Raw genomic sequence first — 13,320 nt, 5'->3', positions numbered from 1 at the left:
ATTCTCTGCAAAAACCACACATCTCAATGTGGGAGGGGGCTTGCTCCCGAAGGCGGTGGGTCAGTCAACAACAATGGCGACTGATACACCGTCTTCGGGAGCAAGCCCCCTCCCACAGGGTTACTCAGTGGCCCGTGAATACGCGGCCTTGAGCCGGTTCGGCATAGACCGGACCGAGCCGATCCAGTCGACCGCTCCATGCGGTGAGTGCCAGCGCCACCAGCACCACCAGACCACCGATCCACGCCGTATGAATCAGGCCCAGATGCTCGACGATCAGCCCGCCGCCCCACGCCCCGCCGGCAATCCCGAGGTTGAACGCAGCAATGTTCAGCCCCGATGCCACGTCCACTGCCTGCGGTGTGTGATGTTCAGCCTGACGCACCACATACACCTGCAGACCCGGCACGTTGCCGAACGCCACCGCGCCCCACACCAGCACCGTGGCCAGCGCCAGCCATGGATTGCCGGCGGTGAAGGTCAGTACGAATAACACGGCGGCGAGCAGGGCAAAGATGATTTTCAGGGCACTGATCGGCCCGCGTTTGTCCGCCAGTTTACCGCCCCAGATGTTGCCGACCGCCACCGACACGCCGTACACCAGCAACACCAGGCTGACGGTGCCGGCGCTGAAGCCGGAGATGTCCTGAAGGATCGGCGCAAGGAAAGTGAAGGCGATGAACGAGCCGCCGTAACCGATCGCAGTCATGGCGTACACCAGCAACAGACGCGGTTGCTTCAGCACTTGCAGCTGTTGCAACAGGGACGCCGGTTTGCTGTGGGCGATGTTGTTCGGCACATACAGCAGGCTGCCGATGAAGGCGATCACACCCAGCGCCGAGACGGCGAGGAAGGTTTCGCGCCAGCCGAAATGCTGACCAATGAAGGTGCCCAGCGGCACGCCGGTCACAAGGGCCACGGTGAGGCCGGTGAACATGATCGCAATCGCACTGGCGGCTTTTTCCTTGGGCACCAGACTGGTGGCAATGGTCGAGCCGATGGAGAAGAACACTCCATGCGCCAGGCCGGTAACGATCCGCGCCAGCACCAGCGATTCATAACTCGGCGCCATCCACGCCAGCAGGTTGCCGAGGGTGAACAGCACCATCAGCGACAGCAGCAACAGTTTGCGCGGGACTTTGCCGGTGAGGGCAGTCAGCACCGGCGCGCCAATGGCAACGCCCAACGCATAGAGGCTGACCAGCAGCCCGGCAGACGGCAGGCTGACGCCGAGATCGGCGCCAATGGTGGGTAACAGGCCAACGATGACGAACTCGGTCGTCCCGATGGCGAATGCGCTGAGGGTCAGCGCGAGCAAGGCAATGGGCATGACAGCACTCCGGTAGAGGTTTGAATGGAGCGCAGTGTCGGGGTTTGGCTTGTGCGGAAAAATACGGGGTTGGGCATTTGATATTTGCCTTGGACGCAAAGGTCAAAAGCGCTCCCCCTCACCCCAACCCTCTCCCCCAAAGGGGCGAGGGGGAAGGGAGCTGATCTCGGTTGCACTCAATATTGAGTTCGGCTGGATATTTCAGGTCGATGTAGCTCGAGAGCACAACTCGGTCGGCTCCCTCTCCCTCGGGGAGAGGGCTGGGGTGAGGGTGCTCTTGAACTTGCCAGACAATTACCGATCAGTTCCTTACAGGTTCAGCCAAGGGGGATCGGAGTTTTGATCAAGTTCAGGGTCGCTGTTTTGCTGGGGGCGCTGCTGTTGGGCGCTGGCCAGATGGTGCAAGCCGCCGCGTTGCCGGGCGTTCCGGCCACCGCTGAAGAACCGGCCAAACCCGAGCCGATCGTGCAGGGCGGCTTGCTCGGCGCGATCAGTACGAGCATCGACGACGTGCAGGACAAACTCGATCTCAACGAGCATCTGGTCGACGCCTGGCGCCTGCGGGCCGATCGCGCAGCGGATGAGGTCGACAAACTGGTCAACCAGCCGTCGGATCGTTCGGGCTGGAGCGTCGCCGGGGATTTCCTGATGTTGTCCGGCGTCTGGCTTGGCACTTTTGCGCTGCTCACGGTGCTCGGCAGCCTGCTGGCCAAGCGGCTGAGTCAGGGTCGTTGGCTGCGCACCCGCCAGCGCAGTCAGGACCTGGTTGGCTACCTGCTGCCGTACACGCTGCCGGCGCTGATCTGCCTGCCGCTGACGCTGTACGTCAGCCACTTTCTGCAAGCCTCGATCGGCCGGGCGCTGGCGTTGTGTTTTGCCTACGCCACCAGCAGCGGGATTTTCTCCACCTCGATGCTGTTGTGCGTGGTGGTGATGTTCAACGTCGGCCATAAACGGCCGGCCGCGCGGATCATCCGCGACTACTGCCCGAAACCGCTGTTCCTGATCGGTTTTCTCGCCGCCCTCAGTGACGCGTTGACCAGCCCACAGATCGCCCGTCAGTTAGGCGGCAACATCACCAGCAGCGTCGCGGTGTTCACCGGGTTGATCGCCTCGATCATCTTCGGTCTGCTGGTGATTCGCCTGCGCCGGCCGGTGGCGCACCTGATCCGTAACCGACCGCTGGCGCAGCGTCTGAAACAGCCGTCGTTGCAGGAGTCGCTGCGGATTTTTTCCGGGCTCTGGTACTGGCCGATCGTGTTGATGGTGCTGGTCTCTGCGGTCAATCTGATCGGCATCGGCGAGGACAATCAAAAGGCCCTGCGCTGCGCGCTGTTCACCACGGTGCTGCTGATCGGCACGGTGTTTCTCAGCACCATCCTCCAGCATTTGTTCAAGTCGCGAAAAGCCGAGGCGATCCAGCGCAGCAGCGCCTACAAGGAACGCTTCCTCAGCCTATTGCACGCGTTGCTGCGGATCGTCATCGCGATAGCCTTCATCGACATCCTCGGGCGGATCTGGGGCGTTTCGCTGCTCGATTTTGCCCAGAGCAGCACGGTCGGACGGGCGATCAGCAACGCGCTGAGCAGCATCGGCCTGATCTTCCTCGTCACGTGGCTGTTGTGGGTGGTGCTCGACACGGCGATTCAGGAAGCGTTGAAACCACCGGTCAGCAAACGCTCGTCGCGCCAGCCCAGCACTCGGGTGAAAACCATCCTGCCGCTGCTGCGCAATGCGATCAAAATCATCCTGGTGGTGATCTGCGCGATTACCACCATGGCCAACCTCGGGATCAACGTTGCGCCACTGTTGGCTGGTGCCGGGGTGGTCGGCCTGGCCATCGGTTTCGGTTCGCAGCAACTGGTGCAGGACGTGATCACCGGGCTGTTCATCATCATTGAAGACACGCTGTCGATCGGTGACTGGGTGGTGCTCGACTCCGGTCACGCCGGCACCGTCGAAGGCCTGACCATCCGCACCCTGCGCCTGCGTGACGGTAAGGGTTTCGTGCACTCGGTGCCGTTCGGCCAGATCAAGGCAGTGACCAACCAATCACGGCAGTTTGCCTACGCGTTTTTCTCGGTGCAGTTCACCTACGACACCGATGTCGACAAGGCCATCGAACTGATCCGCGAGACCGGCGATTCGATCCGCGAAGACCCGTTCCTCAAGTACAACCTGCAAGGGCCGCTGGATGTGTTTGGGGTGGACCGGATGGACTTGAACGGCGTGGTGCTGACCGCGCAATTCCGTACCGTGTCGGGCGGGCAATATGCGGTGAGCCGGGCGTTCAATCAGCGTTTGAAAAAGCTTGTGGATAACAGTCCTGACGTGCACTTCGCGCAGACTTATCCACAGCAGGTTTTGTTGCCCAAGCGGCAGGGTGAGAAGGAGCTGTTGGCGAGCGAGGCGCCACAACGGTCGAATACCTGACCGTCGGATTTTGTGGTGGGATTGCCGGCCTCTTCGCGAGCAAGCCCGCTCCCACATTGGATTGGTGAACGCCGCAGATCCCTTGTGGGAGCGGGCTTGCTCGCGAAAGGGCCGGAACTGTCGACATCAATGCCGGATCAGCTTGCTCCGCACCTGCTCCATGGCCACCTGATCCAGCTCTGTCCAGAAAACCTGCTTGCCGGCAATCTCGGCAGCAACCGGCACCCCATCGCGATACACCAACCGATTGCTCGCCAGCGCCGGCACTTTCGCCCCCGGCAACAGCGTCCCGGCCAGATTCAACGGATCCACCCCGCACACCGCGATCAAACTGCCGTCATGTGCCCGCCGCCGTACTTCGCGCAGCAACGGAATCGCCTCCGGCAAGGCAAACTGTTCCCCCGCCAGGCCACTGACAAAGCGCCCGCCGCGAATCTCGCCACGGGCCTCCAGCCGATGAAACGTGCGCAGCAATTCGCGCCAGCTCGGCAGCCAATCCGCCTCGCGCTCCAGCAGACGCCAGAACACCACGCCGTAGCGGCGCAGCAAGGTCATGGCGACATGTTCGAGGGTTTCCGGCGAAGCGCTCTGGCTGTTCTCCATGAGCGGCCCGCGTCGCAATAACGCCCAGCGCCCGGCATCGTCCATGCCGCCGATAAACGCTCCGCGTCCGCGTCGACTGCTGCGTTGCTGGCGCTTGCTCGCCGGGGTGATCAGCGCACGCAGACCGGCGAAGCTGTCGGCGTTTACCAGGCCGGCACCGACCAGTTCCTGCAAGGCGATTTCCAGCTCGGTGCGCAATAGGTGCGCTTCATGGATCAGTTCATCGAAAAACAGCGCGCCGTGCTGACTCAGCGCCTCGTAGACCTTCTGCGTTTTCGCTGACAGTTCGCTGACCGGCGTTTGCTCGGTCAATCCACTCCACAGTCCGACCTGACTGCGCGGCAGCAGCACAATCGGCGTACTCCGCAACGCCGTGCCGCTGACTTTCTGTCGGGCACTGAGGCGCGTCCACACCAGTTTGCCGTTGCGGCACAGCTCATCCAGCCAGCTCGGCGAGTAGTCTTTCAGGCGTGCCGGGAGAAGGTCGCTGTCCCACGCGGAGGCCGCTGCCGGGTAACCTTCGAACTGACCGACAATCGCCGGCAACACCACGTTGCCCTGACCTCGCGTAGCGGGGGACAGATGCTGCCAGTCGAACAGAAAACGCATGAAATCCTGCAGGGCCACCGGCTCGATTTCCCGGCGCAGACGCTTGACCGTATAGCGATGAATGCGCGCCAGCAGATGCCGTTCGCACCATTCCTCAATGGCCACACCGGGAGTGAAATGACCGCGCAGCACATAGCCTTCGCGCTCCAATTGCGCGAGCGCCTGCGCGACTTGTGTGGCGGGCAGCGCCAGCGGTTCGGCAATTGCCGGGAGCGGCAGCGGGCCGAACGCGCCGAGCCGCGCGCGGACCACTTCGATCAGCGCTTCCTCGAACGTCCACGGCTCGTTGAAACCAGGCAAGGCCTGCTGCTGAGGTTGCAGCGTGGCCTGTGGATAAAGCGCCAACAGGCAGGTCAGGCGTTCTCGCGCCAGCCACAACGAGCCAGGCTGTGGATGTGTAGTGACGGTGAGGCCGTCTTCGCGAGCAGGCTCGCTCCCACAGTTGACTGTGTTCCAACTGGCGGAACCCGGTTGAATGTGGGAGCGAGCCTGCTCGCGAAGCTTTTCTTTTGCCGTTACTGGCGGAACGGCCAAGCGGCAGGCGCGACCGCTCGCAGTCAGCGCGTCAAGCCATTCGCGCCAGTGTTCGCCAGCCTGAACTTCAAGGTCGCTGATGCAGGCCAGGCTCATCAGCGCCTCGTGCATTTCATCGACGTTGGCCGGCGTCGGCCACGCTTCTTCACGCACCGCGTTAATGGCGTCTGCGTCCAGCGCACCGAGATCATCGGTGGATTGCGGGTCGCTCCAGCGCCGGTTGAGCACCGCTTGGGTGCGGCGTTCTTCCAGCGGCGCATCGTCGAGAAAGCTGTACGGCCGCGCGCTGAGAATTTCCGCCGCCAGTGGTGAAGGTGCTGGCAGGTCGCGGCTGAGCAACCGCACCTCGCCGCGCTCCATACGCCGCAGCAGATTGAGCCAGCCGTCGCTGTCCATGGCTTCGTGCAGGCAATCGTCGAGGGTCTGTTCCACCAGCGGATGTTCGGGAATTTCCCGTTCGCCGGCGAGGTTTTCCAGGCAGGCGATCTGATCGGGAAACACGCTGGCAATCAGGTCTTCGCTTTTCATCCGCTGCAACTGCGGCGCGACTTTGCGCCCGCCGGTAAAACGCGGCAGTGCCAGCGCCACCCCGGCATTCCAGCGCCAGCGCACACCGAACAATGGCGCGTCGAGAATCGCCTGAATCAGGATGTGCTCGGCGCTGTTGCTGTGCAGGTACCGCCAGACGTCATCCAGCTCGAAACTGTGGCTGGTGGACAGCGACAGGACAATCGCGTCTTCGCTGGCAGCAGCCTGCAACTCGAAGTTGAAGGTGCGGCAGAAACGCTTGCGCAAGGCCAGGCCCCAGGCGCGGTTGATGCGGCTGCCGAACGGTGAATGGATGATCAGTTGGGTGCCACCGGATTCATCGAAAAATCGCTCCATCAGCAGCGTGTCCTGCGAGGGCAGGGCGCCGAGGGTCAAGCGAGCGCGGGCGAGATAGTCCACCAGTTGTTCGGCGCTGGCGAGGTTCAGGCCGAGGGTTGCGGTCAGCCAGTCGAGGGCCGGTTGCAAATCACCGGGGCGGGCGCCGAGCAGGTCGTCGAGGGTCGCTTGCAGGCGCGCCACTGCCGCAGACAATTCATCACTGCGCCCCGGTGCTTCGCCGAGCCAGAACGGAATGGTCGGCGGCTGGCCTTGGGCATCCTCGACCCGCACCTTGCCGGTTTCCACCCGCAGGATTCGGTAGGAGGTATTGCCGAGCTGGAACACGTCACCCGCGATGCTTTCCACGGCAAAGTCTTCGTTGACGCTGCCGATGTTCAGACCCTGCGGTTCCAGCAGCACGCTGTAGTCGGCGTTGTCGGGGATGGTGCCGCCGCTGGTCACGGCGGTCAGTTGCGCGCCACGGCGGCCACGCAGGGTGTGGCTGACCGCATCGCGATGCAGGTAGGCGCTGCGGATGCCCTGACGACCGTTGTAGCCTTCGGCGAGCATCGTCAGCAGCGCCTGATAGTGTTTTTCGTCGAGATCGCGGTACGGCGAGGCTTTGCGAAACAGCGCCAGCAGCGCGTCTTCCGCCCATTCCCGGCAACTGACTTCGGCGATGATCTGCTGCGCCAGTACATCCAGCGGCGCTTCGGGGATGTGCAGGGTGTCGAGTTCGCCACGGCGCACGCAGTCGAGCAGGGCGGCGCATTCGATCAGGTCGTCGCGGGTGGTGGCGAACAAGCGGCCCTTGGGCGTGCCGCCGACCTGGTGCCCGGAGCGACCGACTCTTTGTAGGAACCCGGCAATCGAACGCGGCGAGGCGATCTGGCAGACCAGATCGACTTCGCCGATATCAATGCCCAACTCCAGCGACGCAGTGGCGATCAACACTTGCAGCTCACCGCGCTTGAGCCGCTGTTCGGCGTCGAGACGGAACTCCTTGGCCAGGCTGCCGTGGTGCGCCGCCACCGCCTGTTTGCCCAGACGTTCACTGAGGTGTCGGCTGAGGCGTTCGGCCAGACGCCGGGTGTTGACGAAAATCAGTGTGGTGCGGTGCTCGCGGGCCAACTCGGCGAGGCGGTCGTAGACCAATTCCCAGACATCGTTGGCCATCACTGCCGACAACGGCACCGGCGGCACTTCGATGCCCAGATCCCGTGGCCGGGCGTGGCCGATGTCGATGATTTCGCAGGGGCGATCAGTGCCGACCAGAAACCGCGCCACGGCATTGATGGGTTTTTGCGTGGCCGAAAGACCGATGCGGGTCAGTGGTTCTGCGCACAGCGCCTGCAGGCGTTCGAGGCTCAGCGCCAGATGACTGCCGCGTTTGCCGGCAGCGATGGCGTGGATCTCGTCGATGATCACTGTGCGTGTGCTGCCGAGCATTTTGCGTCCGGACTCGGAGCCGAGCAGCACGTACAACGATTCCGGGGTGGTCACCAGAATGTGCGGCGCGCGCTTGCGCATGGCGGCGCGGTCTTTTTGCGGGGTGTCGCCGGTGCGCACGGCGGTGGTGATTTGCAGTTCGGGCAGGCCCATCTGGCGTAATTGTTCGGTGATTCCCGCAAGCGGGTTCTGCAGGTTGATGCGGATGTCGTTGGACAACGCCTTGAGCGGCGAAACGTAGACGACGAGGGTTGCATCGGGCAGGCCTTCGGGGTTTTCCAGGCCACGGTGGACGAGGTCGTCGAGCACGGCGAGGAATGCGGTGAGGGTTTTACCGGAGCCGGTGGGCGCGGCGATAAGCGTCGAGCGGCGCTGGCGGATCAACGGCCATGCGCGGGCCTGGGCGGCGGTGACCGTCGGGAAGGTGCTGCTGAACCAGGCGCTGACGGCGGGGTGGAAGCCTGCCAGGGCCGCGTCCTTGGGGATGGGCAGATTCATGGCTTAAGTTATGCGGGTGGGGGCGGGAAGATGCAAGTACCGCTGGGATCTTCAGCGTCTGGCCGGGCCTCTTCGATAGCAAGCCCGCTCCCACAGGGGAACGCGATCAACTGTAGGCGTGAGCCTGCTCGCGATGGGGCCAGTTGATTCAGCACAATTCCCGGCGATCTACACTTTACGGGTGACGGTTGCGCACTAAACCCGCAAAATGCAACGATTCCGGCAATTATCGATGACGGTGTCACCAGCACCGTCGCTAAAGCCATCGTTCCAATCAGACTGGGCCTGCTGACTCTATGCGAATGCGCCTTATGTTACTGGGCGGCGGAAATGCCCTTGGGCAGGCGCTGATTCGCCTCGGTGCGGAAGAAGACATCGGTTTCCTCGCCCCCCGCCCGCCAGAAGACGGCTGGGATGCCGCGAGCCTGACGCAACTGCTCGACGATACCCGTCCGGATGCGTTGATCAACCTCGCCTACTATTTCGACTGGTTCCAGGCCGAGACCGTCAGCGAAAGCCGTCTGGCCGGGCAGGAACGCGCCATCGAGCGGCTGGCCGAACTGTGCCAGCACCACAACATCATCCTCGTGCAGCCTTCCAGCTATCGGGTGTTCGACGGTTCGCGGGCGACCGCCTACAGCGAGAAGGACGAGCCGGTGCCGCTGGGCCTGCGCGGTCAGGCGCTGTGGCGCATCGAGCAAAGTGTTCGCGCCACTTGCCCGCAACACGTGCTGCTGCGCTTCGGCTGGCTGCTCGATGACAGCCCTGAAGGCACCCTCGGACGCTTCCTCGCCCGCGCCGAACAACCGGACGAATTGCTCATGGCCGATGACCGCCGGGGCAATCCGACACCGGTCGATGACGCGGCACGGGTAATCATTTCGGTGCTCAAGCAACTCGATTGCGCGGCGCCGCTGTGGGGTACTTACCATTACGCCGGCCACGAGGCGACCACGCCGCTGGCGCTGGGTCAGGCGATTCTGAGCGAAGCGCGCAACCTGCATCCGCTGGCGATCGAGTCGCCGACCGCGCAGGCCCATGCCGCGCGGCCGGACGCTGCCGAGGAACCGCAACACGCGGTACTCGCCTGCAAGAAAATTCTGCACACTTTCGGGATCAAGCCCCGCGCCTGGCGCGCCGGGCTCCCGGCTTTACTGGATAGGTTTTATCGTCATGGCTGAAGGCCCTGTTTTAATCACCGGCGGCGCCGGTTTCATCGGCTCGCACCTGACGGATGCATTGCTCGCCACCGGCCATTCGGTGCGGATTCTCGATGATCTGTCGACCGGCAAACGCGCCAACCTGCCGCTGGACAATCCGCAGGTCGAACTGATCGTCGGTGACGTTGCCGATGCCGAACTGGTTGCGCGGGCCATGCAAGGCTGCAGCGCCGTCGCGCACCTGGCGGCGGTGGCCTCGGTGCAGGCTTCGGTGGACGATCCGGTGAAGACCCACCAGAGCAATTTCATTGGCACCCTGAATGTCTGCGAAGCGATGCGCCAGGCCGGAGTGAAGCGTGTGCTCTACGCGTCCAGCGCCGCGGTGTACGGTAACAACGGTGAAGGCGAGTCGATTGACGAAGACACGCCAAAAGCCCCGCTGACGCCGTATGCCTCGGACAAACTGGCCGGCGAGCACTACTTCGATTTCTATCGTCGCCAGCATGGCCTGGAGCCGGTGATCTTCCGCTTCTTCAACATCTTCGGCCCGCGCCAGGATCCGTCTTCGCCGTACTCCGGGGTCATCAGCATCTTCAGCGAGCGGGCGCAGAAAGGCCTGCCGATCACGGTGTTCGGCGATGGCGAGCAGACCCGGGATTTCCTCTATGTCGAGGATCTGGTCGACGTGCTGGTGCAAGCGATCGACAAGTCTGAAGTGGAAGTGGGGGCGATGAACGTCGGCTGGAATCAGGCAATGAACCTCAAGCAGATGCTGCAAGCGCTGCAGGAAGTGGTCGGCGAGTTGCCCCCGGTCAGCTACGGCCCGGCGCGCTCCGGCGACATCCGCCATTCGCGGGCGAACAACGCGCGTTTGCTGCAACGCTTCCAGCTGCCAGAGCCGACGCCGATGCGTGTGGGACTGGCGCGGTTGCTCGGCAAGTAGGTTTATCGCAGACATGAAAAAGGCGCCTTTTCACAGGCGCCTTTTTCACGGCCGGAATTTGTCGCTAATCCTGTGGCGAGGGGATTTATCCCCGATCGATCACGAAGTGATCGTCGTCAGTTCTAAGCCTGCTCACCCAAAGCCTCATTCACCACCACGCGAATGTTCGACTGTTGCTTAGAACTTGTAGCCCAGACCCACCATGTACACAAACGGATCGACATCCACATTCACCTTGGCACGGGTGCCCGGCGCCACGGCGTTGTTCTCGACAGTCGCGCGGGTGTCGATGTCCATGTAACGCACCTGGGCGTTGAGCATGATGTTGTCGGTCAGCATGTAGTCGGCGCCGACCTGCCAGGCCAGGCCCCAGGAGTTTTTCGCCTTGAAGTTGCTGAAGCCGTTGGACTGGGCTTCGCTGCCGACGTGCTCGTCATAGATCCAGGTGTAGTTGATGCCGCCGCCGATGTACGGCTGGAACGGCGACTTGGAATCCAGCGGGTAGTACACGACGCTGAGGGTCGGCGGCAGGTGTTTCAGCGTACCGAGTTTGCCGTTGGCGGCTGGCAGTGCGGTGCCTTTGATTTTCACGTCATGCTCGAACGGCGAGGCGGCCAGCAACTCGATACCGATGTTGTTGGTCAGCATGTAGGCGAAGTTCAGACCCAGTTGGGTGTCGCTGCTCATGGTCGCCTTGCCGCCCAGGTTGGTGCCGCTCAACGGACCCTGATCGACCTTGACGCTGGAGCTGTCGGCTTTCGGGTTGACGGTGATCGCACCGGCGCGAACGATGATATCGCCGGCTTCGTGGGCGTGGGCGAGCGGGGCTGCGAGCGCGACTGCAAACAGCGCGGCGCTGAGCAAGGACTTGTTCATGGGAGCTCCAAAAGGACGTTAAAAATGTCTGATGTCCTATGGTATGAAGCCAACTGATACGGTCTTTTGACTCAGCTCAATGAAACAGTGATGGCGGGTTTATTTGTGGAACCTTGGCCGACCCCTTCGCTAGCAAGCTCGCTCCCACATTAGAGCTCGGTCAACTGTGGGAGCGAGCCTGCTCGCGAAGACAATGGGCCGAACAGTGCAGAATTACCGGAATTACTCCGGCAGCTCATACACATAAATCTTGTCCGCCGCCATCTGATACCCGGCATCGGCCAGTTCGCTGGTGGACGCCTTGACCTGCAACGGTCCTTCGACCCAGTACGGCTGATACAGCTCGTCGAGCTTCACGCCCAACTCGCTTTTCACATGCACGATCTGGTTCGACGGCGGTGGCGGCACATGGATGCAGGCGCCGAAGTACGGCACCAGCAGGAAGTCGGTGGTGCGGCCCTCTTCGTTGACTTCCAGCGGCACGATGTAACCCGGCAGGCGGATGTTCTGCCCGTCGAGACTCTGCACCACCGGCGCGTTGGGCATGTCCTGTTTCGCCGCCGGCGCCGACTCGGCGGACAGCGCATCACTCATCTTCGACATGTCGTGCAACGGCGTCATGTTCGGCACTTCCGGCGCGGCGTCCGGCGGGATCATCTCCGACCAGGTCAGGTCTTTCGGCGCCGCTGCCCACACGGGCAGGGCAACCAGCAACAGCAGCGCAAGCACGGCGCGGGGCATGGTGAACATCCTCATAAACGGATCGACAGGCCATCGGCCAGGGATTGGCGATACGCGCGCCAGGCCGGCACGCTGCCCATCAGCAGCGCGGCAGCCAGAATGCCACCGAGCAGCGTCCATTCATACTCGCTCGGCCACGCCAGTGGCAGATACAAACCGTAATTGGCCTGCACATAACCCTGCGCGGCGGCGATGCCGATGTACAGCAATGCCAGCCCGGCGATTACGCCGGTCAGCGCCAGGGCAAAGGCTTCCAGCACCAGCAGGCTTGCGATATGCCAAGGCCGGGCACCGACCGAGCGCAGAATCGCCATCTCGCGGCGACGCTCGTTGAGGCTGGTGAGAATCGCCGTGAGCATGCCGATCAACCCGGTCAGCACCACGAACAGCGAGACCACGAACAAGGCTTTTTCCGCAGTACTCATCAGGCTCCACAACTCCTGCAAGGCCACGCCCGGCAGGATCGCCAGCATTGGCTCGCCACGGTATTCGTTGATCTCGCGTTGCAGGGCGAAGGTGGAAATCTTGCTGTTGAGGCCGAGCATGAACGCGGTGATCGCCTGTGGCGTCAGGTCCATGTTGCGTGCCTGATCCGCCGTGATCCGGCCGTTGCCGCGCGCCGGCACGCCGTTGTGCCAGTCGATGTGAATCGCCTCCATGCCGCCGAGGCTGATGTGCAACGTGCGATCCACCGGGGTACCCGTGCGCTTGAGAATGCCGACCACGGTGAACGGCTTGTCGTCATGCTTGACCAGACTGATCGCCGCCACGCCGTGGGCCAGCACCAGTTGGTCGCCGAGTTTGTAATGCAGCGCCTCGGCCACTTCGGCGCCGAGCACCACTTCGAACGGATCGGTGGCGAAGGCGCGGCCATCGGCCAGTTCCAGGTGCTGCTGGCGACCGTACTGGTAATGCTCGAAATAGGCTCCGGTGGTGCCCATCACCCGGTAGCCGCGATGCGAGTCGCCGAGGGACATCGGGATCGCCCACTTCACTTTCGGGTTGCTGGCGAAATGTTCGAAGCTGTCCCAACGGATGTTGTTGGTCGCGTTGCCGATGCGGAACACCGAGTACAGCAGCAGGTTCACCGAGCCGGAGCGGGCGCCGACGATCAGGTCGGTGCCGCTGATGGTGCTGGCGAAACTGGCCTTGGCCTCGGTGCGCACGCGCTCGACGGCGAGCAACAGGCAGACCGACAGGGCAATCGCAAACGCGGTGAGCAGGGCGGTAAAGCGGCGGTTGGCCAGGCTGGCCATGGCCAGACGAAACAGATACAT

The 13,320-nt window shown here is 62.9% G+C and carries 8 protein-coding genes; 3 read left to right on the top strand and 5 right to left on the bottom strand.

The window, feature by feature from the left end; all coding sequences use genetic code 11:
• Window positions 1-124: 124 nt before the first annotated feature.
• Window positions 125-1,330 carry an MFS transporter gene (locus tag V9L13_RS17390; RefSeq protein ID WP_103522049.1) on the bottom strand — a complete coding sequence of 402 codons (1,206 nt, stop codon included), beginning with the start codon at window positions 1,328-1,330 and terminating at the stop codon, window positions 125-127.
• A gap of 339 nt (window positions 1,331-1,669) precedes the next feature.
• Here V9L13_RS17390 and V9L13_RS17385 point away from each other — a divergent pair, with 339 nt between their 5' ends.
• Window positions 1,670-3,763 (top strand): mechanosensitive ion channel family protein, encoded by a 2,094-nt coding sequence (locus tag V9L13_RS17385; protein ID WP_338800110.1) that lies wholly within the window; start codon window positions 1,670-1,672, stop codon window positions 3,761-3,763.
• A 126-nt stretch (window positions 3,764-3,889) separates the two neighbouring features.
• Here V9L13_RS17385 and V9L13_RS17380 read toward each other — a convergent pair whose 3' ends face one another.
• Window positions 3,890-8,323: a DEAD/DEAH box helicase gene (locus V9L13_RS17380; RefSeq protein ID WP_338800109.1), complete on the bottom strand. Its 4,434-nt coding sequence runs from the start codon at window positions 8,321-8,323 to the stop codon at window positions 3,890-3,892.
• Between the two features lie 296 nt (window positions 8,324-8,619).
• Between V9L13_RS17380 and V9L13_RS17375 the strand changes: the two genes are divergently transcribed.
• Both V9L13_RS17375 and V9L13_RS17370 read left to right on the top strand, forming a co-directional pair.
• The gene (locus V9L13_RS17375; RefSeq protein WP_226501032.1) at window positions 8,620-9,504 is read left to right on the top strand and encodes a sugar nucleotide-binding protein; all 885 of its coding nucleotides are present in this window, start codon (window positions 8,620-8,622) and stop codon (window positions 9,502-9,504) included.
• Window positions 9,497-10,426, top strand: a complete 930-nt coding sequence (locus V9L13_RS17370; RefSeq protein WP_338800108.1) for an NAD-dependent epimerase/dehydratase family protein — start codon at window positions 9,497-9,499, stop codon at window positions 10,424-10,426. The genes V9L13_RS17375 and V9L13_RS17370 overlap by 8 nt, the downstream gene beginning before the upstream one ends.
• Before the next feature lie 177 nt (window positions 10,427-10,603).
• On the opposite strand, the gene V9L13_RS17365 is transcribed toward V9L13_RS17370, so the two are convergent.
• From V9L13_RS17365 to V9L13_RS17355, 3 genes are all read right to left on the bottom strand, one after another.
• Entirely contained in the window at window positions 10,604-11,302 is a 699-nt protein-coding gene (locus V9L13_RS17365) for an OmpW family outer membrane protein (RefSeq protein ID WP_003228675.1), read from the bottom strand.
• Window positions 11,303-11,524: 222 nt separating this feature from the next.
• The gene (locus V9L13_RS17360) at window positions 11,525-12,043 is read right to left on the bottom strand and encodes a DUF3299 domain-containing protein (protein ID WP_003228673.1); all 519 of its coding nucleotides are present in this window, start codon (window positions 12,041-12,043) and stop codon (window positions 11,525-11,527) included.
• An 11-nt stretch (window positions 12,044-12,054) separates the two neighbouring features.
• Window positions 12,055-13,320: an ABC transporter permease gene (locus V9L13_RS17355; RefSeq protein WP_003228671.1), complete on the bottom strand. Its 1,266-nt coding sequence runs from the start codon at window positions 13,318-13,320 to the stop codon at window positions 12,055-12,057.

The sequence above is a fragment of the Pseudomonas sp. RSB 5.4 genome, from assembly GCF_037126175.1.
GTDB classification, from domain to species: Bacteria; Pseudomonadota; Gammaproteobacteria; order Pseudomonadales; family Pseudomonadaceae; genus Aquipseudomonas; species Aquipseudomonas fluorescens_H.
Note: the sequence above shows the minus strand (reverse complement) of the source record. Positions and strands in the feature narration are given on the sequence as shown.

Coding starts and splice junctions, on each gene's coding strand:
- V9L13_RS17365 (WP_003228675.1), bottom strand. CDS start 11,302: ATGAACAAGTCCTTGCTCAGCGCCGCGCTGTTTGCAGTCGCGCTCGCA.
- V9L13_RS17375 (WP_226501032.1), top strand. CDS start 8,620: ATGCGAATGCGCCTTATGTTACTGGGCGGCGGAAATGCCCTTGGGCAG.
- V9L13_RS17360 (WP_003228673.1), bottom strand. CDS start 12,043: ATGCCCCGCGCCGTGCTTGCGCTGCTGTTGCTGGTTGCCCTGCCCGTG.
- V9L13_RS17355 (WP_003228671.1), bottom strand. CDS start 13,320: ATGTATCTGTTTCGTCTGGCCATGGCCAGCCTGGCCAACCGCCGCTTT.
- V9L13_RS17370 (WP_338800108.1), top strand. CDS start 9,497: ATGGCTGAAGGCCCTGTTTTAATCACCGGCGGCGCCGGTTTCATCGGC.
- V9L13_RS17380 (WP_338800109.1), bottom strand. CDS start 8,323: ATGAATCTGCCCATCCCCAAGGACGCGGCCCTGGCAGGCTTCCACCCC.
- V9L13_RS17390 (WP_103522049.1), bottom strand. CDS start 1,330: ATGCCCATTGCCTTGCTCGCGCTGACCCTCAGCGCATTCGCCATCGGG.